At 66.7% G+C, this 25,796-nt stretch carries 20 protein-coding genes; 12 read left to right on the plus strand and 8 right to left on the minus strand.

Annotation, left to right across the window (positions count from 1 at the left end; translation table 11 throughout):
* Positions 1–32: 32 nt before the first annotated feature.
* Positions 33–1,178: an exonuclease SbcCD subunit D gene (locus ABD719_RS09885; protein WP_344693208.1), complete on the plus strand. Its 1,146-nt coding sequence runs from the start codon at positions 33–35 to the stop codon at positions 1,176–1,178.
* Positions 1,175–4,252, plus strand: a complete 3,078-nt coding sequence (locus ABD719_RS09890) for an AAA family ATPase (protein WP_344693209.1) — start codon at positions 1,175–1,177, stop codon at positions 4,250–4,252. The genes ABD719_RS09885 and ABD719_RS09890 overlap by 4 nt, the downstream gene beginning before the upstream one ends.
* 328 nt (positions 4,253–4,580) lie before the next feature.
* On the opposite strand, the gene ABD719_RS09895 is transcribed toward ABD719_RS09890, so the two are convergent.
* The 6 genes from ABD719_RS09895 to ABD719_RS09920 all read right to left on the minus strand — a co-directional run bounded on the left by ABD719_RS09895 (position 4,581) and on the right by ABD719_RS09920 (position 8,860).
* Positions 4,581–5,183, minus strand: coding sequence for a hypothetical protein (locus ABD719_RS09895; protein WP_344693211.1), 603 nt, complete (start codon positions 5,181–5,183; stop codon positions 4,581–4,583).
* 1 nt (position 5,184) lies between these two features.
* A complete protein-coding gene (locus tag ABD719_RS09900) occupies positions 5,185–5,871 on the minus strand; it encodes a hypothetical protein (RefSeq protein WP_344693213.1) in 687 nt (228 codons plus the stop codon).
* 49 nt (positions 5,872–5,920) lie between these two features.
* Complete coding sequence (locus ABD719_RS09905) at positions 5,921–6,538, minus strand: Nmad2 family putative nucleotide modification protein (RefSeq protein WP_344693214.1); 618 nt, start codon at positions 6,536–6,538, stop codon at positions 5,921–5,923.
* Positions 6,535–7,263, minus strand: a complete 729-nt coding sequence (locus ABD719_RS09910; RefSeq protein ID WP_344693215.1) for an Nmad3 family putative nucleotide modification protein — start codon at positions 7,261–7,263, stop codon at positions 6,535–6,537. The genes ABD719_RS09905 and ABD719_RS09910 overlap by 4 nt, the downstream gene beginning before the upstream one ends.
* Positions 7,260–7,400, minus strand: a complete 141-nt coding sequence (locus ABD719_RS09915) for a hypothetical protein (protein WP_344693216.1) — start codon at positions 7,398–7,400, stop codon at positions 7,260–7,262. The genes ABD719_RS09910 and ABD719_RS09915 overlap by 4 nt, the downstream gene beginning before the upstream one ends.
* Positions 7,401–7,492: 92 nt before the next feature.
* Entirely contained in the window at positions 7,493–8,860 is a 1,368-nt protein-coding gene (locus ABD719_RS09920) for a hypothetical protein (RefSeq protein ID WP_344693217.1), read from the minus strand.
* A gap of 120 nt (positions 8,861–8,980) precedes the next feature.
* Here ABD719_RS09920 and ABD719_RS09925 point away from each other — a divergent pair, with 120 nt between their 5' ends.
* A complete protein-coding gene (locus ABD719_RS09925; protein WP_344693218.1) occupies positions 8,981–9,862 on the plus strand; it encodes a DUF6615 family protein in 882 nt (293 codons plus the stop codon).
* Positions 9,863–9,950: 88 nt separating this feature from the next.
* Here the strand turns inward: ABD719_RS09925 and ABD719_RS09930 are convergent, their stop codons facing one another.
* Complete coding sequence (locus tag ABD719_RS09930; RefSeq protein ID WP_344693219.1) at positions 9,951–10,145, minus strand: hypothetical protein; 195 nt, start codon at positions 10,143–10,145, stop codon at positions 9,951–9,953.
* Between ABD719_RS09930 and ABD719_RS09935 the strand changes: the two genes are divergently transcribed.
* Positions 10,132–12,423, plus strand: coding sequence for an AAA family ATPase (locus tag ABD719_RS09935; RefSeq protein WP_344693220.1), 2,292 nt, complete (start codon positions 10,132–10,134; stop codon positions 12,421–12,423). The two genes, ABD719_RS09930 and ABD719_RS09935, sit on opposite strands and share 14 nt — an antisense overlap.
* A 323-nt stretch (positions 12,424–12,746) precedes the next feature.
* Here ABD719_RS09935 and dcd read toward each other — a convergent pair whose 3' ends face one another.
* Positions 12,747–13,301: a dCTP deaminase gene (dcd, locus tag ABD719_RS09940; protein ID WP_192123409.1), complete on the minus strand. Its 555-nt coding sequence runs from the start codon at positions 13,299–13,301 to the stop codon at positions 12,747–12,749.
* A gap of 150 nt (positions 13,302–13,451) precedes the next feature.
* On the opposite strand from dcd, the gene guaD reads away from it, so the two are divergent.
* From guaD to ABD719_RS09980, 8 genes are all read left to right on the plus strand, one after another.
* A complete protein-coding gene (guaD, locus tag ABD719_RS09945) occupies positions 13,452–14,741 on the plus strand; it encodes a guanine deaminase (RefSeq protein WP_344693221.1) in 1,290 nt (429 codons plus the stop codon).
* On the plus strand, positions 14,738–15,745 hold the full coding sequence (locus ABD719_RS09950; RefSeq protein WP_344693222.1) for an adenosine deaminase: 1,008 nt from the start codon (positions 14,738–14,740) through the stop codon (positions 15,743–15,745). The genes guaD and ABD719_RS09950 overlap by 4 nt, the downstream gene beginning before the upstream one ends.
* The gene (locus tag ABD719_RS09955; RefSeq protein ID WP_344693223.1) at positions 15,742–16,707 is read left to right on the plus strand and encodes a bile acid:sodium symporter family protein; all 966 of its coding nucleotides are present in this window, start codon (positions 15,742–15,744) and stop codon (positions 16,705–16,707) included. Before ABD719_RS09950 ends, ABD719_RS09955 begins: the two co-directional genes overlap by 4 nt.
* A 146-nt stretch (positions 16,708–16,853) precedes the next feature.
* Positions 16,854–19,712: a Calx-beta domain-containing protein gene (locus ABD719_RS09960; protein ID WP_344693224.1), complete on the plus strand. Its 2,859-nt coding sequence runs from the start codon at positions 16,854–16,856 to the stop codon at positions 19,710–19,712.
* Between the two features lie 73 nt (positions 19,713–19,785).
* On the plus strand, positions 19,786–21,507 hold the full coding sequence (locus ABD719_RS09965; protein ID WP_344693226.1) for a type I secretion system permease/ATPase: 1,722 nt from the start codon (positions 19,786–19,788) through the stop codon (positions 21,505–21,507).
* The gene (locus ABD719_RS09970) at positions 21,504–22,859 is read left to right on the plus strand and encodes an HlyD family type I secretion periplasmic adaptor subunit (RefSeq protein WP_344693227.1); all 1,356 of its coding nucleotides are present in this window, start codon (positions 21,504–21,506) and stop codon (positions 22,857–22,859) included. Before ABD719_RS09965 ends, ABD719_RS09970 begins: the two co-directional genes overlap by 4 nt.
* 86 nt (positions 22,860–22,945) lie before the next feature.
* The gene (locus tag ABD719_RS09975; protein WP_425567148.1) at positions 22,946–23,737 is read left to right on the plus strand and encodes a class I SAM-dependent methyltransferase; all 792 of its coding nucleotides are present in this window, start codon (positions 22,946–22,948) and stop codon (positions 23,735–23,737) included.
* 22 nt (positions 23,738–23,759) lie between these two features.
* Positions 23,760–25,796, plus strand: coding sequence for a M3 family metallopeptidase (locus ABD719_RS09980; protein WP_344693228.1), 2,037 nt, complete (start codon positions 23,760–23,762; stop codon positions 25,794–25,796).

Consider the following 25,796-nt stretch of genomic DNA (forward strand, 5'->3'; position numbering starts at 1 on the left):
TCTACACGTATAGCCAATAGACGGGATGGTGCGTGCGTATCCTTCATACCAGCGACTGGCACCTCGGCCGTCAGTTCCATGGGGTTTCGCTGGACGAGGACCACGATGCCGTTCTGGCTCAGGTCGAAGTGGCGATCGCTGACCACGGGCCCGACGTCCTGATCATCGCCGGCGACATCTTCGACAGGGCCACGCCCCCGCAGACGGCCTTGCGCCGCTTCAACGACTTCGTTCGTCGTGTCGGCGCCGGTGGTCAGACGGCGATTGTCCTGATCGCCGGCAACCACGACTCGGCGGCGCAGGTCGGCATGATGGGCGTGCTGGCGGACGCGGACCGATCGCTGGTGCGCGGACCGCTCGATGCGGAGGAGAGGCCGCTGATCCTGTCCGACGAGCACGGGCCAGTCGCGATCTCGGCGCTGCCGTTCTCCTTCGAGTTCGCGGCCCGCGCCTGCTACGGGAAGGAGGACATCTGCTGCCCGGCCGACGTCCTGCGGGAGCAGGTCGCCAGCGCGAGACGTCACCTTCCGGACGGCGCGCGCTGGATCGTCGTGGCTCACGCGTTCGTCGAAGGGGCGTCCACCAGCGATGGGGAGCGTCCGCTCACCCGGGCGGTGGGCGGCATCGAAACTGTGCCCTCGTCGGTGTTCGACGGTGCCCACTACGTCGCGTTGGGACACCTGCACCGGCCGCAGGCGGCCGGGGCGGACCACATCCGCTATGCCGGCTCGCCGCTCGCGTTCGGCTTCGACGAGGAGGGGCACCGGAAGTCGATGACGCTGGTGGATCTGGCGGCCGACGGATCGGTGACGACCACGGACATCGCCTTCGAGCCTCTGCGGCGGATCCGCACACTCCGCGGCAGGCTGGCGGAGCTGCTCGCCGCGCCTGAGGCGTCCGACGATCTGATCAGCGTCGTCCTGACCGACGAGACGCCGCAGATCGACCCGATGAAGCGCATCCGCAGGCTGTATCCCAACGCGGTCCAGCTCGCCTACGAGCGCAACGGCGTGCCGGGCGAGGAGAGGCTGAGGGAGGGAAGAGCGGCCCTCGAAAGGCCGCAGGAGGTGATCGCCGACTTCGTGAACTTCGCGCGGGGACGGAAGATCGACGAGGGGGAGCGCGCGCTCGTCGAGGCGAGGCTCGGCGATCTGATCGTCGTGGAGGACGACACATGAGGCCGGTCGTCCTCACGATGACGGCGTTCGGCCCCTACGCCGCGACGCAGACCGTCGACTTCCGCGAAGCGACCGACGCCGGTCTGTTCGGCATCTACGGAGCGACCGGCTCGGGCAAGTCGTCGATCTTCAACGCCATGACGTTCGCCCTGTTCGGCGAGGGTGCCAAGCGCGAGCAGCCGATCGCCACGATGCGGTCGGGGCACGCCGATGCGGATCGTCTGACGGAGGTGTCGCTGCTCTTCGAGCTTGGCGAGAAGCGCTACTACGTGCGCCGCCAACCGGATCAGTCCAGACCGAAGAAGCGGGGCGATGGGGAAACCATCGACTCCCACAAGGCCTGGCTCTTCGACGCGACGGCGGTTCCGATCGACGAGGTCGGGGCGGACAACTGCGGCGTCGTCCTTGCCGAAACCAAGGTCGGCGAGGTCCTGCGGCTGGTGAAGGAGCTGCTGGGTTACGGCATCGAGCAGTTCCGCCAGATCGTGCTGCTTCCGCAGGGCAGGTTCGAGAGGTTTCTGGTCGCCGACAGCGGGCAGCGGGTGGAGATCCTGCGCGAACTGTTCGACGTCGGCATCTACCGGCGGATCGCCGCCCGGATGAAGGAGGATGCCGCGGCGGCGAAGCGCGACTTCGACGACGGCCACCGCCTCGTCGCGCAACGCCTCGCTGACGCCGGCTTCGCCAGCACCGACGAGCTTTCGACCGGCATCATCGCCGCCGGGGAGGTGGCACGGGCCCGTCACGACGAAGCGACGGCAGCGGAGGATGCAGCCCGGACGGCCGAGGACGCTCATCTGGCGGCGGAGGCGATCGATGTCCGCTTCAAGGCCGCGGAGGAGGCGCACCGCCGCAGGTTCGACCTCGAGAATGAGCGCCAGGAGATAGATGGCATCCAGATCGTGTTGACGCGTGCCGAGAAGGCTCAGCGTGCCGTCGACCTGGCTTCCCGGCTGACCGACCTCGAGGCGGCGCACGTCACCGCCGCGAAACTGGAGAAGGACGCCCGGACGTCCGCGGGCGAGGCCGAGCGGCGGCACGACAGCTGCGCAGGCGTCGTCACGCTTGCGCGCAGCCGGGCCGAGGAGATCGACGGCCTCTCCGCTCGTGCGGCCGAGGTCGGGCGTCGGAAGGAGCTGCTCGCGGGCGCGGCGGACCTGAAGGAGCGGTGGTCGGCCAGGCGGCGCGAACTGGACGTCGCCCAGAAGGCGTTCGACCAGTCGGAGGGGGAACGCGTCCGACTCGATGCGCTCCTTTCCCACCTTGGCGATGAGGTCGAGAGCGCACGCACGGCGACGCTTCAACAGGCGGAGCTCAGGGCGCAGCTCGTCGCCGCGATCGCCGATCATGGTGCAGCCGCGACCTACGACTCGGTGGGCCGGAAGGTTGTGGCCGCCCGGAACGGTGTGGAGGAAGCGAAGACGGCCAGGGACGCCGCCATGGGCAGGGTCGAGCCGCTCCGCTCGGCGGCCACCAACGCCGAATGGGCTTTCATCGACGCGCAGGCGCAGGTGCTCGCGAGCATGCACCTGCCCGACGGTGAACCCTGTCCCGTCTGCGGGAGCGAGGAGCATCCGTCGCCCGCCCGCGGCGATGGCGATCCTCGCGCGCTCGAGAAAGCGATGCGCGCCGCCCGCGAGCGGCTCGACGGCGGCGTGCGGGCGGCCGATCTCGCCGAAGCCGCGGTCGCAACCTCGGAATCGATGCTGTGCGAGCGCGTCGCCGAACTCGCCGCGCTCTCGGAACCGAAATCGTCGGTCGCCGACGCGGCCGACGCGGTCGCGCGCATCCGAGGCGAACTCGATGCACTCGGCGAGATCGTCGCGCCGGCCGAGCTCGAGCAGCAGGCCGCACGGACCAAGACCGATCTGAGCGCGGCCGCCACGAAGGTGGAGAACGCGCGGGAGCACCTGCAGAAGGCCCGAACCGACGAGGCCGTCGCCGCCCGATCCTACGAGGATGCGATCGCCGGCGTGGCGGAAGCGCTCAGAGTCGACGGCGCCTTGGAGCGAGAGGCCGCGACCATCGCGTCATCGATCAAGGCGTTGCGCGACGCGCTGGCGGATGCGGAGGAGCGGCTGCGCAAGGCCGCGACGGACAGGGACACGACCGCGGCCAGGGTGCTCGGTGCGGTGGACGCCGTCGCGCGGGCCGAAACCGAGCTGGAGAAGGGGCGACTGGCCTTCGAGGCGCGCCTTGCGGAAGCGGGGCTGGACAGGACGGCCTATGAACTCGGATGTGCCGACATCCCGAACATCGCCGCGCATTCGGAACGGATCCGGGTCTATCGGAACGACGTCGCGGTCGCCGAGGCACAGGCGAAGGCCGCCGACGATGGCATCAGGGATGTGGAGCGGCCCGATCTCGCCGGACTGGTGATCGTCAGGGACAGGGCGCGGGCCGAGTGCCTGCGGACCCGCAAGGTGGCAGCCGATGGGGATGCCGCCTGGAAGGTGCTCGACGATCTGCGGTCCTCCCTCCACGATCAGCTGGAACGCTTGGCCCGTCTCGAGGAGGAGACGGGACCGCTTCGTGCGCTCGCCGACGCCTTCGTTGGCGACAACCTGATGAAGACGCCGCTAGAGACGTTCGCGATCGGTGCCATGTTCGACCACGTCCTCGACGCGGCCAACCTCCGGCTCGATCCGATGACCACCGGCCGATATCGGTTCGAACGCGAACTGCAGGCCGTTGGCGGCAGGACGAAGCGCGGCCTGGACATCCGGGTGCACGACATCCAGACCGGGCGGCCGCGCGAGATCAGCACGCTCTCCGGCGGCGAGACGTTCATCGCGGCCCTGTCGCTGGCGCTCGGCCTGTCCGACGTCGTCGAGATGAGCCACGGCCGCATCCGGCTGGACACCATCTTCATCGACGAGGGCTTCGGCAGCCTGGACACCGATAACGACTCGGGGACGCTCGATCGGGTCCTGCAGGTTCTCCAGGACATCGTCGGCAGGAATCGCGCGGTCGGTCTCATCTCCCATGTGCCGCTGGTGCAGCAGGCCGTGCCGAATGGCTTCTCGATCGTGAAGGGCATGGACGGAAGCCATGTCGAACGCAGGGTCGCCTGATCGCTAATGTAGATCGTTATGGCGATCAGGATGCACACCAGCTTCCGCCCACGTGTTGCAGAGCGGCGAGCCGATCGTCCGATCTGCGCTTCGACGCCAGAGCGAACGTCTCATGCCCGTTCAAGTTCTTCTGGCAGATACTGCGGATCTTCGATGCGCAAGGGTGGCACCGAAGCTGCGTTGCGGCTTCGACCTGGGCGACGCGACTCCAGGCGGGCTGCGTAGAAGCAAGACCGCCGAATACTCGTCAGCGAGCCGGTCCGCGCTCGACCATACTTGAGCGCCTCCGTCTCGCAAGGCATCATATCATCGGCAAATGCTAAGTCCGTCATGTTCTCGCTTTCCGTCGCGGGGCAGTCGCCTCGTCCGCGATCCCCACCGCACGGGCGGCGATCTCGCGGAGCGACGAGGGGTCGATCTCGCCGCCGTCCAGAGGAAGCGCCAGGGAGGGAGTCCAGTTGCCAACGTCGTCCAGCACGGCGGCGAGATCCGCGAAGCCGACGGAGCGCTCGTTGCGGTCGCAGCTGACCTTGAGGCGCAATCCCGACTCGGGGACCGCGGCCAGGCTGGCGTAGAAGGTGAAGTTCCGGCTCGTGAACAGGCGACCGAACCAGAGGCTGTTGTCGTCGGTGTCGGAGAGCGATGCGAGGTTCACGCCGACGTCGGCTTCGGCAACCATCTGTTCGTCGGGAGAGAGCGACTTCCAGTGGTCGAGCAGGCCGCCCCAGACGGCATCCCACGCTTCGAGCGCGAATACGCCCCATTCCGCTTCGAGCTGCCGCGTCGCGAGCTGCGCGCGGTAGAAGCGCGCGAGCTCGCCCCATGCCATTCCGTCGAGGATCTCGTCCGGGTTCAGGCCGATGAGCTCCTTCACCGCACGGCGGATGCCGCCATCGTGGACGTAGGCGGCCACGCTTTCCGGAATCAGCACGTCAGTTCCCTCCCGTCCTCTTCCAAATCTCGCTGAAAAGCGACAACACGTCGCTTCCCGGATCTTCGGGAAGCGCGCGCTGCCAGTTTAGCAACAGGCGCCGCCAGGTCGCGAACTTCCACTCGACGTTCTCCCTTCTTCCGAGCACGGTCATCGTGCGAGCCGTCCTCCGCGGCGCGACCACCCACATGTGACGCTGCTCCCGACGCGGGTAGTTCCTCTCCAGGCCGGTCAAATACTTTAGAAGCTGCGTGTCCGACAGCTCGCTCTCCAACTTGGCCTCGACCACTAGACATCCACGTTGATCGTCGACCGTGCGATAGTGCACGGCCAGATCCATGCGGTCGGCTTGATCGGCGGTGACGAGGTCCACGCGCTCCAGGCGCGGAGCGCGTGGACCTGTGAGAGCCGAGATCAGTGCCTGGGAGCGCTCGAGCGTCCGGTCGGGAGCTTCGAGAAGCATGGCGCGCAGGGCCTGAGTGATCTGCCGCTCCCAGAGCTGAGGCAGCAGCCCGCGGTGATGGCGCAGGAAGTGCGAGCCCGTCTCCAGCCCGAAGGCGTCCGCGAGCGCCTCGCGGCCCGTCTTCCAGATGGGGAGCCGCCAGGCGTTCTCGAGCGCCAGGGAGGGATCGAAGCGGCGAGCGAACCAGCCGAGCGCCTCGACGTCGAACGTCGAACCGGTCACCACGGCGGCCCGCTCTTGCGGGGCGCCGCCGCTGCGGTGTGCCTTCGCATCGTCAGGAGCATGCCCGCGACCTGCGCGGAAGAGGCGCCCGTACATCGCCGTCTGTGTCTCGAGCTTCCCGAGAGCAGCGGCTGGACGCGATGTCGCCGCTACCGTTGACGCTTCGGGCGACGGGCAGGCCGGCAAGCCATGCGCGGAGCGCCTCGACGTCTCCGGCACCCACGCCGGACACGCGGTGACCGCGGCCTGCGGGTGCGAGGTGCGCCAGCCGGGCGGGCAGAGCCATAGCCTTCCCGTCGAGATGGCGGCTGACCGCCGGATCGAAGACGAGCACCGGGCTGGAGGTGTCTCCGCGCATCTGCTCGTCGGTCGGGTGATAGTTGGGACGCAGGCGTTGGTAGGTGCCGTCAGACGCCTCCCGATAGACGGCATCCGGCCGGTCATGGTGCTTGCGCTCGTATTTGCCGTGGTCGAGCACGTCGGCGACGCGTCCGCCCCAAAGAAGCATGCCGCGCTCGAGCGAGCCCGGCCGGAAGCCCAGCACCCAGTCGCCTGTCGAGGCCCCGCGCCGGATCGCCGGCTTGCACGTCCCGAGGGTGATCAGGCCACCGGCGGGGCAGGGGGCCATGCCGACGTCGTCGACGAGGATGTAGCGGAAGATGCGCGTCATTGCCTTACCAGCCCGATCATCTTCTCGATCCATGCGTGCGCCACGGGATCGTCTCCGACATCGGTGACGAACTCCTGTCCACGCCCGACCGTCTCCAGCAAGTCGCCGTCCCGCCAACGCCGGGGCTCGGAGTGGTAGGTCAAACCGCGAGCCCGCAGCCAGGAGGGCACCTTCCAGTGCGAAAGCGGCCCGTTCTCGATCGTCAACCGGAGCTCCGGATGCGCGCCGCGCGCGGCGGCGCCCTCGCCGCGGTAAAGGGTGTTGTTGACGACGCTGTTGCCGAGCACGTGGGGATGCCGGAGCTCCTCCAATTCGAACCTCTCGGCTTCGCCGAGGTCGGCTACGAGTTGCTTCGTCTCGACGCGGAGATAGCCGAAGATCCGGTGGTGCCGCTCGCCCGCGACCTCGTCCGCGAAGAGGCCGAAGAAAAGGAAGACGTCGCTCACGCCGACCCTCTGATTGTCGAGGTGCGACTGGGCAGTGCCGCACTGGCCGAAGATGCAGCGCTCCCCGACGAACATCGGATCGTGGTGGCACAGATGGTCGCGACCGATCGCGCGGGCGGTGATCCGCTCGACGACATCGCCTAGCCCGAGATCGTCGTAGGTTGTCTGAGAGCTGCGCGTTGCCGGGATCGGCATGCTGACCGGCCGGCCGCTGATGATCGGCGACGGTACCTTGCCGGCTGCGGAGTCGAACCCCTTGCGGCTGAGGACGAGCTTCAAGCAACTTCATCCGGCAGGCGAGTCACGGTGCCGACCACCCGCAAGCCCAGTTCGAGTCGCTTCGGTTGGCTGCGCGCGCGCGCCTTCTGTCGGGCGACTGCGGGCGATTCGTTCGCGATCGGGCTTGCGGTCTGCATCGACGGATCATGGCCGCTGTGGCGCACGGGTCAACGCATGGACGCTCGGAGCCGCAAGGCGCCCGCTCCAGCGCATTCTCCCCGGCGACCGGTCAGTCCGCGATCGTTCCGTCGTTGTTCAGCGTGGTGATCTCGTCGTCCTCCTCCGACTTCCGGGCGGTGTAGGGAGGGAGGAGACTGAGCCCGCCCCGCTCCACGTCGTAGGCCTTGGCGAAGGTCGGGACGCTGTGCTCCACGGGAACGAGCGCCTGGGTCCTGACGTCCCCCTTCAGGTTCGATGCGGTGACGACCGCCTCCACCTGTGCCGTCGTGCCGGTGCGCTCCTCGAGTTCGACCGAGATTTCGATCGTCAGCTCGCGGTCCTGCCGGAACGAGCGACAGGACCACGAAAGGACGGGGCCCGGTTCCTCGCACTCGCGGTAGACCTCGAAGGGCTGATCCCGCCGGGGCGACCTCAGGACGCCACCGGTGATCCGGCTCATGCGCATGAGCGGGTTCTCTCGCCGGGGAGGTGGCGGGCCGAAGACTTGCACGCGGTAGGGGTCGGCGTGGAGCCTGACGTTGCCCGACCGGAGTTCGACCGCGAAACCTTCGGCCGGGATCGGGCCGACGTTCCGGACCACGAGGCGCATGCGCCGCTGGGAGAGGAGGCGCGACAGACCGAGATGCATGGCCGGCAGATCCCTCTCCACGATCCTCCTGCTCCACCTGTCGTGCCTGGCGGCGAGGTCCGGATCGTAGTCGAGGTGGGCGAACTGCCAGCCGCCCTGCTGCGGTCTGGGGTGCTTGCGGAGCAGGACGTTCCTCACTGCGCTGACATCCTCGTCGGCCGGCGCGCTGACCGTCGGCCTTGTCCACGGCGTCTCGCCCATCGGCGTGAGCTCGACCTCCAGTCGGGGCTGGTCGGCGGTCGCGGTCCTGAGCTGCTGCTGAAGGCGGGCGACCTCGCGCTGCTCGGGCGTCTGCGCAGGCGGCCGAAGCCAGTGCTCCGGCAGCTTCACGGCGGACATCCCGTGGGCGCGGGCGGCGTGGCGGGGGCGCATGTCGTGGCTGAGGATCTCCAGGCGTGAGCGGTGGTCGACGAGGGCGTGCAGCCCCTGCGCGACGATGCGGTCGTCCGGGGAGTCCCGGTCGAGGTCGTCAAGAAGAGTCCAGTCGATCGCCGAGTTAAGCATCAGCGCCACGTCGACCTTGGGCCCCTCTGCACGGATCGTGGCTGGCGTGCCCGTGTCGAGGAACGTGTCGAGCAGACGGTTGAAGGCGCGTGAGCGCTCCCCCAGACGTCCGTCGCCCTTCTTGCCGTCGATCTCCTTCTGCACCTGCCCCGCCACGAGCAAGAGTATCGGTCCCGATCCCAGTTCCGACCAAGGTAACTGATCGAGCGGCTTCGTCTCGAGCACCACCTGCGTGTCGATCAGGATTACACGTGCGTAAGCGGAAGTGGACAAGTTCACGGACATGTCCACGATCTGAGGCTCGCGGCGGGCGAGCGCAACCGCTTCACTCGGCGGCGTGAGAGGTGGGCCGGGGATTGTGGTTCGCGGCGATCAGCGGCATGCCTATGTACGGAGATCCCAATCGTGCCGCTCACCCCGCTCTTCGCGTCGCCCTGCGATCTCGCCGATCGCCTTCCGCCGCTCATCGCCGACTTCCTCGATCTCGAGATCACGCTGAGGCGTCGCTTCCGCGAGGAGAGCGTGTCCGACATGATCGTGGCGAGCCTGCTGCGGCTGGCGGGTGCCGATCTCTCCGTCCAGGTGCCATTGAGCGAGAAGGTCACCGGGAACGACTTCGATATCATCGTCTACGATCCGCCGAAGCGTAGCGCCGTGCAGTATCGCATTCAGGCCAAGCGCCTCAGTCCGCACGCCACGAAGTGGGGAATGGGCTCCTACAAGGAGTTGGACCACCCTCACGGCACCGGCAGTCAGTCGGCGGCGCTGGTCGCGTCTTTGGCCGCAGAGAAGGGCATCCTCACACTCCCGCTCTACGCCTTCTACAATCCTCAACGCACGTGCGCCGCGTCGGGCGGGCTCGTTGGGGGCTTGGAGCTGGCGGACGGACACGCCGTCCGCGCCATGGTCGCGAAGCTGGTCGCAGCCAAGCCAAAGCGGCCGCCGATGAAGCGCCTGTCTACGCTCCATCCGCTGTTCTTCCCATTGTCGACGTTGCTGTGTCCGCCGACGCCGAACACTGGCCGACGCATTCCGACACCCGATGAATCGCTTCAGGGGGTCGAGGGCGCGATCGAGGCAGCCGGTCGGCGAGTGAACGGCGCGAGGAGCGTCGCCGCGTCGGCGATCGGCATCGACGATGCCGACGGTCGTGCCCGCACGCGTTCGACGCTGATCGGACCGGACCTGCCGCCGGTGCTGACATTGGCCACGGCGAACCGTCAGGCATCCGACCGCTTCGTCCGGGCGAGGGTGCCGCACCCCCGGATCGTCCTGTTCACCGACTGAGCGCTCGTTTGGGTTGGATCCCTACCGGCGCGGACGCGCTCCTGCCCAGCTTCGAGATCGTGATGTCGCAATGACTCGACGCGCAACCTCAACGAGCAACGCGCCAGACGAGCGTGTCGTGGAGGCCGCCTTCGGCATCGCGCACCGGCGTCATCGCGAGATTCACCTTGATGCCTGCGGCGCGGAGCGCCGACCTCGCCTGACTGCATGCGATCTTCTCGCCAAAAGTTGACAATGAACGAGCGGAGGCATGAACTCCAGTCATGGGGATGATAACGAACATCAAGTCGATGCAGGGAATGGGAATCTATGCGGACCGGAGCGCGCGCTCGCCCTCTCTCGAGTTCCGGCGCTACAATCTCGTCTACGGGTTCAACGGGTCGGGAAAGAGCACGCTGTCGCGTCTCTTCGCAAGCCTCGAAGCCGGTGGGCCGCACCCGAAGCTGCCGGAGGGTGGCTCCTTCGAGGTGGCGTTGGATGACGGCTCGACGTTTGGCTGCCCAACCACTCCGGCTGGGCTGGAGCAGCGTCTTCTGGTGTTCAATTCAGACTACATAGAGCGGAACCTGCAGTGGGCCGTGGGACGAGCTAACCCGGTCTTCTACATCGGCGCCGATCAGGCGGAGGCCGCAGCCGAGCTCACAAGGATTGAGGCGGACATCGTGAAGGCCGACACGCGGAAGGTGGCTGCAGCTGCGACCGAGAAGGGCGCGGAAAAGGCATTCGTCAGCCTCAAGAGGGAGCGCGCGAAGTCGGTCGCATCTCGCCTGCATCTCGGCAATCGCAAATATGAGGCGCCGAACCTCGTGAAGGATTACGAGACTTGGAAGGACTATGATCAACCCGCGCTGACCGACGACGAGCTGAAATCTGCCGAGGATGTTCGACGGCTGGACGAGCCGATGCCTCGTCTCGAGCCGGTTTCATTCGACAAGACGACGATCGGGACGGCCTATCGCTTCATTGCTGAAGTCTGTGGACAATCGCTTGCGACGGTTGCGCTCGCTGAGGTGCAGGACCATCCCGATATGCTCCTGTGGTTGAAGCAGGGATACGAGTATCACGAGGCCCGCGGCTTGGCCGAATGTCTGCTCTGCGGCAACCCGATCTCATCCGAGCGGCGAGCACTTCTCGGGGGTGCGCTTGATGCGACAGTCGACCAGTTCATTGCCCGACTGACCAAGACAGACGAGAGGCTCAGGGGACTGATCGAGGCATCGGCTCGGCTTGAAGGCCAGCTGCCTGCTACCGTTGATCTCGCGATGGAGTTTCGGCCCCGCTACAAGGATGACAGGGAACGATTGGCCGGGGACGTTCGCGAACTCGTTGAGCGATTGGGAACGCTGCAGACGGCCTTGACCGCGAAGCTGGAGCGACCGGCCACGCCCGTGGACATGACGGGCGTGGCTTCTGAGCAGGACGTCCTCGCTACCGCCGAGCGATTGGCTTCGGGCCTGGCGACGATCAACGAGGCGATCGCAGCTCACAACCAGTCGATCGCCGATTTCGCCAAGCACAAGGATGCGGCCGAGACATCGATCCGGCGCCACTTTGTCATCGACTGCCGTGACGACTTCGCGAAGGCGGCTGCGGATCTTGCGAAGGCGTCGGACGAACTCAAGGCCGAAACCGATGGAGCGATCGTCCTCAGGGACAAGGCGCGCGATCTGCGAAGGCGGATCAGGACGCATGGACCGGCCGCCAGCGTGATCAACAAGCTGATCGCCGCCTATCTGGGCCACGGCGAATTGACAATCGATCCGGTGGATGAAGGCTACGAGCTCCAGCGCCACGGCCGGCCTATCACCGGAGTGCCGAGCGAAGGCGAGAAGACGGCCATAGCCATCGCCTACTTCCTCTCCTCGATCGAGGCCGACAACCGCAAGCTGAAGGACGTCATCGTCGTCGTCGACGATCCGGTTTCCAGTCTGGACACGAAGGCCTTGAACTTCGCATGTTCTCTTGTGAGGACACGTCTCGATAAGGCTGCGCAGGTGTTCGTCCTCACCCACAATTTGCAGTGCATGAACGAGTTCAGGAAGGCATGGAAGGGCAAGGCCAAGCCGCGCGAGGGTGTCGAACCCACCGCCACCTTCCTGTTCATTGATGTCACGATCGCGGAAGGGCAGGAGAGGCGCACGTCGACCATCAAGGAGATGTCCAAGCTGCTGCGCGAATATGATTCGGAGTATCACTTCCTGTTCAGTCACGTGTTCCGGTTCGTGACGAGGCCGGATGCCTACGACGACCATGGCTATATGATTCCGAACCTGATCCGTCGTGTGCTCGACGTCTTCCTCGCCTTCAAATGTCCCGGAGGCGGCGGCCTCCCCAGTCAGCTCGAGAAGCTATGCAAAGACTATCCCAGTCTTGATCGCGAGCGGCTGACAGCGCTGGAGCGGCTTACGCAGGTCGAATCCCACTCCGACAACGTCGATGACCTGCTGTCGTTCTCGACGATGACACTGGAGGAGACGAGAGAGGCGGCGAATACCCTATTCGTCATGATGGAGGTGGTTGACCCAAAGCACCTGGTGCGACTGAAGAGCCTCTGCAGCTGAACGCTCGAGGGACGGCAGACCTGGATGGTCAAGTAATTTCCCGCGACCAGATTTATGCTTTCGTCCGGTCCGAGCCGATGACGCACTTGGCTCGGGAGTTCGCGCTCTCGGACTTCGAGCTCCACTAGACCTGTCACGAGCACGGCATCCCGGCGCCACCGCTCGGCGGGCGGGCGAAGCGTAAGCGTGGTCGGCTGCCCGTCGTGGACGGCACCAAACCGGCTCGACGATGCAGGACAGCCCCGAGCCGTATAAAAGTGGCGGAATTCCGCCGAATGTCAGTGTAAGGTTGTGCGAGTGTCAGTGTAAGGTTGTGCGAATGATCACAGCCGGGGCAGGGTAACCCCGCGCTGTCCCATATATTTGCCGGCCCGGTCGGCATAGCTCGTCTCGCACGGTTCGCTGCCCTTCAGGAACAGGAACTGGCACGCACCCTCATTGGCGTAGATACGCGCCGGCAACGGGGTGGTGTTCGAGAATTCGAGCGTGACGTGCCCTTCCCATTCCGGCTCCAGCGGGGTGACGTTCACGATGATGCCGCAGCGCGCATAGGTCGATTTGCCCAAGCAGATGACCAGCACGTCGCGCGGCACCCGGAAATATTCCACCGTCCGGGCGAGCGCGAAGCTGTTGGGCGGGATGATGCAAACATCGGTCTTGCGATCGACGAAGCTGTTGGCCGCGAAATTCTTCGGGTCGACGATCGCGCTATCGACATTGGTAAAGATCTTGAACTCGTCCGCCACCCGCGCGTCGTAGCCGTAGGAGGACAGGCCGTAGCTGATGCAGCCGTCGCGGCGCTGCGCCTCCACGAAGGGTTCGATCATGCCGTCGGCAATGGCGCGTTCGCGAATCCAGCGATCGGACAGGATGGACATGACAAGGGCTCCGGCAGGGGATCGTGCCGCTCCTTGCGGCGAAGCGTCCGTCGGTACAAGCGTGGCGTTCGTCGAGGGGAACCGCGCCTCCGACGGGCGTTTGGTTCCGGATGCTGTTCCGAAGCATGGGGCGATGGAGGAAAATCAGGCATGATTCACGCCTTTCGCGCCGAATTGCTGAGCGTGCCCGACGATCCCGCCCATGGCGGCATACCCGTCCACCACCCCGATGGGCTGATGGTGGTGGAGGATGGACTGGTCGTCGCGTTCGGTGCCTTTGCCGACTTGGGCGATCGTTTCGCCGACGTGCCGATCGAGCATTTTCCCGGCGGTATGATCGTCCCGGGCTTCGTCGATGCGCATATCCATTATCCGCAGACCGACAGGATCGCCGCGCACGGTGAGCAATTGCTGCAATGGCTCGATCGCCACATCTTTCCCGAGGAACGCCGCTTCGCCGATCGTGCCCATGCCGATGCGGTCGCGGCGTTCTTCCTCGATGAATTGCTACGCAACGGCACGACGAGCGCGCTGGTGTTCGCCACCGTCCATGCCGCGTCGGTCGATGCGCTGTTCGAGGCGGCGCTGGAGCGGGACATGCGGATCGTATCGGGCAAGGTACTGATGGATGCCGGGCCCGAAACGTTGCGCGATACCGTCGACAGCGGACGCGTCGACAGCGAGGCGCTGATCCGTCGGTGGCGCGGGCGCGGCCGGCTCGGCTATGCAGTGACGCCCCGGTTCGTCCTCACGTCCAGCGATGCGCAACTGGCGGCAGCCGGCGCGCTGGTCGCGCAAAATCCAGACGTGCTGATGCACACGCATCTCGCCGAGAACCACGGCGAGGTCGCGGCGGTGGCCGAACGCTTTCCCAAAGCGGTCGATTATCTGGCGGTGTACGATCGGTTCGGACTGGTCACCGATCGATCCGTGTTCGCGCACGGCATCCATCTGGACGACCGGGCACTGGCCCGGATGGCGGCGGCGGGCAGCGGCATCGCCTTTTGCCCCACGTCCAACCTGTTCCTGGGATCGGGGCTGTTCGATCTGGTGCGGGCAGATAGGTACGGCGTGACCGTGGGGCTGGGTAGCGATGTCGGCGCGGGCACCAGCTTTTCCGCGTTCGCGACGATGGGGGAGGCGTACAAGGTGGGGCAGTTGCGCGGCAACAGCCTCGATCCGTTCCGTGCCCTGTATCTGGCCTCCACGGGCGGCGCGCGCCTGATGGGGCTGGAAGACCGGATCGGTGCGTTGAAGGTGGGGCAGGAGGCGGATTTCGTCGTGCTCGATCCCGCCGCCACGCCGCTGCTGGCGCGCCGCACCGCCGGCGCCTCCCTTGCCGAGCGGTTATTCGCCCTCCAGATGCTGGGGGACGACCGCGCGGTGGCACACTGCTATCTTCAGGGCCGCCGCGCCCATAGCCGACAGGATCACGCATGACCGATTTCCACGCCGCCATCCCCAAGGCCGAACTGCACCTGCATATCGAGGGCACGCTGGAGCCGGAGATGATGGTCGCGCTGGCCGCGCGCAATCGCGTCGCCATCCCGTTCGCCTCGGTGGAGGAGGTTCGCGCGGCGTACCGCTTCACTGATCTCCAGAGCTTCCTCGACATCTATTATGCCGGGGCGGAGGTGCTGCGCACCGAGGAGGATTTCCACGATCTCGCCGCTGCCTATTTCGACCGGGCGGCCGCCGATGGCGTGGTGCATGCCGAGATATTCTTCGATCCGCAGACTCATACCCATCGCGGCATCCCGTTCGACACGGTCGCGCGCGGACTGTTCGCGGCGGTGGAGGGCGCGCAGGCGAAGCACGGCATGACGGTGGAGATCATCATGAGCTATCTCCGCCATCTGGACGAGGACGACGCCTTTGCCACGTTGAAGCTGGCCGAGCCGTGGCTAGACCGGTTCGTCGGCGTCGGACTTGATTCGTCCGAGGTCGGCAATCCGCCCGCCAAGTTCGCCCGCGTCTTCGCCGCCTCACGCGAGCGGGGGTTGAAACTGTGCGCCCATGCCGGCGAGGAGGGACCACCCGCCTATATCCACGAAGCGCTCGACGTGTTGAAGGTCGACCGGATCGATCACGGCAACCGGGCAATGGAAGACCCGGCGTTGGTTGCACGGCTGGCGCGGGCGGCGATGACGCTGACGGTGTGCCCGCTGTCCAACGTGGCGCTCCGCAACGTCGATACGCTGGCGGATCATCCGATAGACCGGATGCTGGATGCTGGTCTGCGCGCGACGATCCATTCCGACGATCCGGCCTATTTCGGCGGCTATATCGCCGAGAATTTCCGCAGCGTCGCCGCCGCGCGCAACCTGTCGCGCGCGCAGGTAGTGACACTGGCCCGCAACAGCTTCCTTGGTGCGTTCCTGACCGACGCGACGCTGGCCGGGCATCTCGCCACGCTCGACACCTTCGCCCGCGCCCACCCATGATCCGGCGTTTCCTTTCGCTGTTCGAGCCGTTCATCCTGATGCTGCTCGGCACGGTGTTGCTGGCCAGCGTCCTGCCGCCGCGCGGGGTGATCGCCATGATCGTCGGGGTGGCGGCGGATATCGGCATCGTCCTGCTGTTCTTTCTGCACGGCGCCCGGCTATCGCGCGAGGCGATCCGGGCGGGGGCGAGCAACTGGCGATTGCACACGGCGGTGCTGGCGGTGACCTTCGTCGTGTTCCCGCTGTTTGGACTGTGGCTGAGCCGGATCATGACCGGGCCAGTCGCGGCGGGCATCCTGTTTCTGACGCTGCTGCCGTCGACGGTGCAGTCCTCTATCGCGTTCACCGCGATCGCGCGGGGCAATGTCGCGGCGGCGGTGTGCAGCGCCTCCTTTTCCAATCTGCTCGGCATCGTCATTACGCCGTTACTGGTGGCGTGGCTGATGGGGGCGGCGGGATCGATCTCGTTCGATTCGATCGAGGCGATCGTCCTGCAACTGTTGGTGCCGTTCGTGGCGGGGCACCTGTTGCGGCCGTGGATCGGTGCGTGGGTGACGCGGCAGAAGACGATGCTGACCGTGGTCGATCGCGGGTCGATCCTGCTCGTCGTCTATTCCGCGTTCGGCGCGGCGGTAGTGGAGGGGCTGTGGCATCGACTGTCCCCGGGCGATCTGGCGTTGGTGGCGCTGATCTGTTGCGTCCTGCTGGCACTGGTGCTGCTCGTCACCTGGGGGCTGGGATCGCTGCTGGGGCTGAACCGGGAGGATGCGATCGTGCTGCAGTTCTGCGGGTCGAAAAAGAGCCTGGCCTCCGGCGTCCCGATGGCGGGCGTGCTGTTCTCGCCGGCGCAGGTGGGGGTGGTGCTGTTGCCGGTGATGCTGTTCCACCAGATTCAGCTGATCGCCTGCGCGATGCTCGCCCGCCGTTATGCCGAACGGCCGGCCAATCCGACATCATCCTGACCGAAAAAGAAAATATGCCACCGTCCTGTCATCAACGCTGGCTAGAAATCCGAAGTCGAGGCACGATTGGTTAACCATGGGGTCGCGGAACGACGCGAGACCGGGCGAATCGAACGATATGTATGTTCCGGACAGGGGATAGTGGCGTGAGCGCGGATTATTGGAACCTGGGGTCTGCCGACTTCAGTCAGGACTGGAGCGACAAGACACTCATCACCGCGACCGGCGACTGGAGCCGGGTACCCGGCATCGTCGGTTTCCTGGGTGATTATTCCACCGGTTCGCCGGCCAACGTCGATCCCAGGACGTTGACGGGGATCACGTCGACCAGCGTCAACGTGTTCGCCAATCAGACCAATCCGACCACGTTCAGCAGCGGCGGTGTCGCCGAGTTCGACATCGCGAACCCGACCATCGCCATTCAGGGTTCCGGCACCGCCGATGCGCCGTATCTGGCGCTGTACCTGAACGCCAGCGGTCGGCAGAATGTGACGCTGAGCTTCAACGCGCGCGATCTCGACGCCAGCGTGGACAACGCCATCCAGCAGCTCGCCGTCCAGTACCGGCTCGGCGATACCGGCATCTGGACCAACGTCTATTATAATGCCGACGTGACCGAGGGCGGCACCGCGACGAAGGTGACGCCGGTCAGCGTCACCCTGCCGGCCGACGCCAACGACGCGGGCCAGTTGCAGGTCCGGATCATGACGACCAATGCCGGCGGTAACGACGAATGGGTCGGCATCGACGACATCGTCGTGACCAGCACGGGCAGCGGCGGCGGCCTGACCGGCACGCTCGGCATCGCCGACGCCAATGTGGTCGAGGGCAATGACGGGGTTCAGGACCTCACCTTCACCGTATCGCGCGCCGGCGGCAGCGACGGCGCGGTCGAGGCGACCTACACGGTCGGCATGCCCGGCGGGGCCAACGGTGCCGATGCCGCCGATTTCGCCGCGGGTGCGGCCCTTACCGGCAAGGTCAGCTTCGCCGCCGGCCAGACCAGCGCGACGATCACGCTGCCCGTGTTGGGCGACCGGTTGCCCGAGAACAACGAGGCGTTCACCGTCACATTGTCGTCGCCCACCGGCGGCGCGCAACTGGGTCGTGCGGTCGCGACCGGGACGATCCTGAACGACGATGTGGTGACGCTGCTCGTCGGACAGATCCAGGGCGAGGGGCATCGCTCCGCCTATGTCGGGCAGGAAGTCGTCACCAACGGCATCGTCACCGCGGTCGACAGTAATGGTTTCTATCTGCAGGATTCGGGCGACGGCAATGGCCGTACCTCGGACGGCATCTTCGTGTTCACCAGCACCCCGCCGGAGGTGTTCGCCGGTGATTTCGTGTCGGTCGCGGGGCGTGTGTCCGAATTTGTCGGTGGCGCGGGCGGGTTGTCCGTAACGCAAATCGTGACGCCGACGATCGACATCGCCAGCTATGGCAACGTCCTGCCCGCCTCGACGCTGATCGGCGTCGGGGGGTTGCTGCCGCCGACGCAGACGATCGACGACGATCGCCTGACCAGCTACGATCCCGCCACCGACGGCATCGATTTCTGGGAATCGCTGGAGGGGATGCGCGTCACGATCGACAATCCGCTGGTCGTGTCCAACACCAACAGTTTCGGCGAGACGGACGTGGTCGCCTCGCTCGGCACCGGCGCCACCGGCGTCAACGACCGCGGTGGTATCACCGTGTCGGCAGGTGACTTCAATCCCGAGAAAATCCAGATCGACGACGACAGCGGGATCTTCGCGGGTTACGCGCCGGGCTACAATGTCGGCGATCAGTTGAGCAGCGTGTCGGGCATCGTCAACTACGCTTTCAACCAGTTCGAGGTGGTGGTGACCGATGCCGTCACCCTGACCAAGGACGTGACGCTGACGCGCGAGACGACGGCGCTGGCCGGCGATGCCGACCACCTGTCGATCGCCACCTACAATGTCGAGAATCTCGATGCGTCCGACAACAAGTTCGATATCCTCGCCGCCAACATCGTCTACAATCTCCGCGCGCCCGACGTCATCGGGTTGCAGGAGATCCAGGACGCCAACGGCGCGGCGAGCGGTGGCAGCCTGTCCGGCGTGGCGACCGCCAACGGACTGATCGCGGCGATCGCCGCGCTGGGTTACGGCAACTACAAATATGTCGAGGTCGCCCCTGCAACCGTCAATTCCACCGGTGGCGAGCCCAATGGCAATATCCGCAACGGTTATCTCTACAATGACGACCGCGTCGATTATGTCGCGGGCAGCGCAACGCTGATCACCGGCAGCGCCTACAGCAACAGCCGCAATCCGCTGGCCGCGCAGTTCGCTTTCAACGGCGAGACGGTGACCGCGATCAACGTTCACTTCACCTCGCGCGGCGGCAGCGACCCGCTCTGGGGGGCGACGCAGCCGCCGACCGATGCGGGCGATGCCGCCCGTACCGCACAGGCGGCGGGTGTGAAGGCCTGGGTGCAGGACAGGCTGGCGGGCGATCCCGACCTGAACGTCGCGATCCTGGGCGACTGGAACGGCTTCTATTTCGAGAATGCCCAGACCCAGTTGACCGACCCCGCCCGCGGCGGCGTGTTCACCAACCTGAATACCCTGCTCGCACCCGAAGAGCGCTATAGCTATCTGTTCGAGGGTAATGCGCAGCAGCTCGACAACATCCTCGTGACCGGCGGATTGCTGGCCGGCGCACGCTACGACGCAGTCCACATCAACTCGCAGTTCACCGGCGACCGCCCGACCGACCATGATCCGCAGGTGGCCTTGCTGAAACTGGGCAACGGTGCGGCCGCCGCCAGCGAGGAGGTGTTCACCTTTGCCGACAGCGGTCGCGTACCGGTATCGGCAGACGCCGGGTCGTCCGGCGATGCGACCTTCTGGTCCGGCGATGCGACCAGCGCGCCAGCCCCCGACATCGTGCTCCACGACGGCTATGGCGATGCGATGGGCGGTTTCGGTGACTGGGTGTTCCGCGATCACCACGTGGAACTCCACGCCTATTGATGCCGTATCGCCGACCGGCCGGATCGCGTATCCAGCCGGTCGGTAACGGGTCTGAACGGAAACGATGGCGGAGATGGCGCATCACGGGGCGATGCGGGCGGCGTTCGCCCGTTGTCGCCGGCATTTCATGGCGGCGGCGGGGTTCAGTGCGCTCGTCAACCTGCTCTACATCGTGCCGACACTCTATATGCTCCAGGTCTATGACCGGGTGGTGCCGACGCAGGGGCGACAGACGCTGTTTTTCCTGACGCTGGTGTTGCTGTTCGGGCTGGCGACGCTGGCGCTGCTGGACCGGGTGCGCGCGCGGCTGCTGGTGCGCGCAGGCGTGGTGCTGGACAGCGTTGTCGCGCCGGCGCTCCTCGATGCGACGCTGGGGCGGCCCGACTCGGCGGCGGCACGGGCGGCGTTGCGCGATTTCGATACGATGCGCGGCACGTTGACCGGGCCGGGGATGCTGGCGCTGTTCGATGCGCCGTGGACCCCGGTCTATGTCGCGGTCTGCTTCCTCGTCCATCCCTGGATCGGCGCGATGGCGCTGGCCGGCGCGGTGATCCTGCCTGTTATCGCGTGGCGGAACGAACGGGCGACAGGGGATCGGCTGGCACGCGCGCAAGCCGCAGCGGGCGTCGCCTATGCCGCGCAGGACAGCCTGCTGACGTCGGCGGAGAGCATCTGCGCGCTGGGCATGCGGCAGGCGCTGGTCACGCGCCAGTTGCGCCACCGTCGCTCGATGCTGGCGCTCCAGACCGAAGCGGGGTTCAGGGCGGGTGCCTATTTCACCGCGACGAAATTCGTCCGGCTGGCGCTGCAATCGCTGGCGCTGGGGCTGGGCGCGCTGCTGGCGGTGAACGACCAGATTTCCGGCGGCGCGATCTTCGCCTCGTCGTTCCTGATCGCGCGCGCGCTGGCCCCGATCGAACAATTGATCGGAACGTGGAAGGCCGTGGCGCAGGCGCGCGGCAGCTATCAAATGCTCGACACCCTGCTTGCCGGCCCCGCCGCCGCGATGGTCACGCAACTGCCCGCTCCGCGCGGCGCGTTGCGGCTGGACGGGGTGACCGTGCTGAACGACAGTCGCGACGGCGCGATCCTGAACGCGGTGTCGTTCGATATCCGGCCGGGCGAGGTGGTGGCGATCGTCGGCCCGTCCGGCGCGGGCAAATCGACGCTGCTCCGCGCCATCGCCGGTGCATTGCCGGTTGATCGTGGCACGGTGCGGATCGACGAGGCGGATATCGGCGATTGGGACCCGGAACGGCTGGCCCGCCATATCGGCTATCTACCGCAGGACTCGGCGCTGTTCGAAGGAACGGTGAAGGAGAATATTTGCCGCTTTGCGACCGAACTGGGTCAGACGGACGACATCGATGCGGCAGCGGTGGCTGCGGCGAAGAAAGTGGGGGCGGACGCGCTGATCCTGCGATTGCCGAACGGGTTCGACCATCGGCTGCGGCTGGGCGGGCGGGGCGTGTCGGCGGGGCAGGGCCAGCGGATCGCGCTGGCGCGGGCGGTGTACGGCGATCCCGCGCTGTTCATCCTCGACGAGCCCAACGCGCATCTCGATGCGGAGGGGGATGCCGCCCTCAATGCCGCGCTGGTCGCGCTGAAGGGGGAGGGACGAACCGTGCTGGTCGTGTCGCACAAGCTGAGTATCCTGCCCGTCGTAGACAAGTTGCTGGTGCTGCGCGACGGCAGGGTCGAACTGTTCGGGCCGCGTGACGAGGTGCTGCCAAAGCTGATGCCCGCCAATGTCCGTCGGATGCCGCAGGCGGTGCCGGGGGCCGGCGCGGCATGACCGCCGCCCTGCTCCCCGTCGTCGACGGGCCGGACGATGCCGTCGCCACCGGCGATCCGTCGCCCGACATCCGCCACGGGCTGATCGTCGCCGGGCTATTCTTCGTCCTGTTCCTTGGCTGGGCCGCGACGGTGCGGCTCGACGCCGCCGCCTATGCGCCAGGCACGTTGGTCGTGTCGGGGCAGCGCCAGTCGGTGCAGCACCGTGATGGCGGCGTCGTCGGCGCGATCCATGTCCATGAGGGGCAACGGGTGCGGCAGGGCGATCTGCTGATCCGTCTCGCCGCCGCCGACGTACTGGCGCAGGAACGCGCGCTCGCCGCCCAGTCGATCCGGCTGCTGGCGCAGCGGGCGCGGTTGCAGGCGGAACAGCTCGGGCAATCGCACCTGGCCGTACCCCCCGAATTCGCCGCGCTGCCGCCGGAGGATCGCGAGGAGGCACGGCTGGCGCTTCGCCTTCAACAGAGCGAACTGGCCGCGCGCGCCGCGACCTTGTCGGCGCAGCGCGGGGCGTTGGGCCAGCGGGGCGCGCAGTCCGGCGAGCAGGGACGGGGTTATGGCACCCAGGTCGTCTCCGCCGACGAGCAGTTACGGCTGATCGAGCAGCAGCTGGAGGCGCTGCGGCCGCTGGCCGAGCGTGGGTTCGTGTCCCAGACCCGGTTGCGCGAACTGGAACGGGTGCGCGCGCAGTTGGTCGGCCAGCGCGGCCAATATGCCGCCAGCGTCGCCCAGACGCGTGAGGCGGCGCGCGAAAGCGAGATCGAGGTGTTGGAGGCAGAGCGCACTTTCCACGAGCGCACCGCCGCCGATCTTCGCGACGTCGACGGGCGACTGGGCGACGTGATGCCGCGACTGGCGGCGGCACGCGACCAGCTGGCCCGCACCGATATCCGCGCACCCGCGACCGGGGCGGTGATCGGCCTGACGGTGTTCACGCCGGGTGGCGTCGTCGCGCCGGGGCAGAAGCTGATGGATATCGTCCCCGAACGCACGCCACTGCGCATTCAGGCGCGGATCGCGCTGGAGGATGCGGACGACCTGTCGGTCGGGCAGCACACCCGCGTCCGTTTCCCGTCGCTCCACGAACGCGATCTGCCCGATCTCGCCGGGCGATTGACCCGGTTGTCCGCCGATGCGCTGACCGACGAGAAGACCGGGGCCAGTTACTTCACCGGCGAAGTCACCGTGCCGCGTGCCGAACTGGACAAGCTCGGCACCATCCGCGGCGGCGGGTTCGAACTGCGCGCGGGCATGCCGGTGCAGATACTGGTCCCCCTGCGTCCGCGTACCGCACTCGATTATGCGGTGGAGCCGCTGGTCGGGGCGTTCTGGTCATCTTTCCGGGAGCATTGAGCGTCCATGCCGGGCCGGTGCGCGAATGACGTTGCGTGGTCCCCGCAATCGCGGCAGCATCACCGTATCTCCTTGAAAGGCCGATCATGAACCGCCCTGCCTGCCTGATCCTGCTCGCCGTCCCGATGCTCGTCGCGGCGACGCCGCCCCGCGTGCCCGCGCCGATCGCCGCCGCCGTCGCCGCACCGACGCGGACTGCCGCCAATACGACCCGCGACCGGTATCGCCACCCGGCCGAGACGCTCGCCTTCTTCGGGGTAAAGCCGACCGATACCGTGGTCGAAATCTGGCCGAGCGGGGGCTGGTATACCGAGATCCTCGCGCCGCTGACCGCGCGGGGCGGCGCCTATTACGCCGCCGGGCCATGGGAAAAGGGACTTGCCGGCGTGCGCGCGATGCAGGCGAAGGATGCAGGCACCTATGGCGCGGTGAAGCTTGCCGCCTTCCCCCCGGAGACGGGGTCGCCTGCGGTGCCGGACGGCAGCGCCGATGTCGTCCTGACGTTCCGTAACGTCCATAACTGGCGTTTCGGCGGTGCGGACCGCGCCCGTGCGATGTTTGCGGCAATGTACCGGATGCTGAAGCCAGGCGGCACGCTGGGCGTGGTCGAACATCGCCTGCCCGAGGCGCGCGACGCCGCCGCCGAGGAAAAGAGCGGTTATATGAAGATCAGCAGCGTCATCGGCTTCGCCACCAGTGCGGGCTTCCGTCTTGCCGGCCGGTCGGAGGTGAATGCCAATCCCAAGGATACCGCCGACTGGCCCGAAGGCGTGTGGACCCTGCCGCCGGCCTATCGCCTGAAGGATGTCGACCGGGCGAAATATGCCGCGATCGGCGAAAGCGATCGCATGACGCTGAAGTTCGTGAAACCGCGCTGAAGGATATGCTAGGGACTGCGGGATGACTGATCTACTTTTCGACCCGCAGACCCTGCCGCGCTTCACCGACATTACGCCCGACCGGATCGCCCCGGCGCTCGACCGCGCGATCGCCGATCACGAGGCGGCGGTGGCCGCGATCGTCGCCACGGGCCCGACCGGCTTCGCCGAGGCATGGCTGCCGCTGGAACGCGCCGATGCCGCCCTCGGCGCGATCTGGTCGGCGGTCTCGCACCTCCACGGTGTCGCGGATACGCCCGAACTGCGGGCCGCCCATGCGGCGGGACAGGCCCGGTTGGTCGAGAATGCGATGAAGGTCGGTCAGAATCGTGACCTGTACGACGTGCTGGTCGGCGTCTCGACCGCGCCCGAATTCGCCGCGCTGCCGGTCGCCGATCGGGTGGCGGTGGAACATGCGATCCGTGATTTTACCCTGTCGGGCGTGGCGCTGGATGATGCCCCGCGTGAACGATTCGCGGCAATCGCAATTGAACTATCCGCGCTGTCCAACGCCTTCGGCAGTGCGGTGCTGGACGCCACCGACGCGTGGAGCGAACTGGTGACGGATCAGACGATGCTGGCGGGCATCCCCGATCCCGCCCGCGCGATGTTCCGCGCGGCGGCGGAGGCGAAGGGGCAGGACGGCTGGCTCGTCACATTGCAACAGCCCAGCATCAATGCCGTGATGACCTTCGGCGAGGATCGCGACCTTCGTTACCGGGTCTATCACGCCTCGGGCACCCGCGCCTCGGATCAGGGGCCTTATGCCGGCCGGTTCGACAATTCGCCGCGGATCGCGCGTATCCTGGAACTGCGGCGGGAGGCGGCGGCGCTGCTCGGCTTCCCCGATCCGGTCGCTTGGTCGCTCGCCACCAAGATGGCGCCCAATGCCGGCGAGGTGCTGGTGTTCCTGCGCGATCTGGGAGCGCGCGCCTGGCCTGCCGCGGACTGCGACATGGAAGAACTGCGCGATTTCGCAAGGACGTTGGGCATCGCGGATCTGCAACCGTGGGACGTGTCGTTCGTCTCCAACCGGCTGCGCCTGTCGCGCTATGCGGTCGACGAACAGGAGGTGCGCGCGCATTTCCCCGTGGAACGCGTGCTGGAGGGGTGGCAGGCGCTGCTCGTCCGGCTGTTCGGAATACGGCTCGTGCTCCGCGACGACGTGCCGGTCTATCATCCCGATGCGCGTTATTTCGATATCGTGGATGATGGTGGTGCTGTGTTCGCCGGCATCTATATCGATCTTCACGCCCGCCCCGGCAAGCGCGGCGGCGCGTGGATGGCGCAGGCCCGCCCGCGCCTGCGCGATGGCAACATCGTGACATTGCCGGTCGCGTATCTGGTCTGCAATTTTGCCCCGCATGGCGAGGATGCACCGTCGCTACTCAGCCATGACGACGTCGTCACGCTGTTGCACGAGACGGGGCATTGCCTGCATCACCTGTTCACCCAGGTCGATCGACCCAGCATCGCCGGCACCAGCGGCTTCGAATGGGATGCGATCGAGCTGCCCAGCCAGTTGATGGAGGATTTCGCCTGGGATCAGGGCGTGCTGACCGCGATGTCGGGACACCACGTCACCGGTGCGACGCTGCCGACCCGTTTGTTCGACCAGATGGTGGCCGCGCGGCGGTTCCAGTCGGGGATGTTCATCGTCCGGCAGGTCGAATTCGCCCTGTTCGACCTGCTGCTGCATCTGGGGACGCTGGGCAGCGACCCGATGGAGGTGATCGAGGCGGTGCGCGACGAGGTAGCGGTCAACCGTCCACCCGCATGGCATCGCTTTCCCCACGCCTTCAGCCATATCTTCGCGGGCGGCTACGCATCGGGTTACTACAGCTACCTCTGGGCCGAAGTGCTGGCGGCGGACGCATTCCAGAAGTTTGTCGAGGCCGGGCTGGTCGACCGGGCGACTGGCGATGCGCTGCGTGTCGATGTGCTGGCCCGCGGTGCGACACGGCCGGCGGCGGAAAGCTTCCGGGCGTTTCGCGGCCGCGATCCCGATCCGGCGGCAATGCTGATCCGCCATGGACTGGCGACTACCACCGCCCGGTAG

The sequence above is a fragment of the Sphingomonas cynarae genome, from assembly GCF_039537815.1.
GTDB classification, from domain to species: domain Bacteria; phylum Pseudomonadota; class Alphaproteobacteria; order Sphingomonadales; family Sphingomonadaceae; genus Sphingomonas; species Sphingomonas cynarae.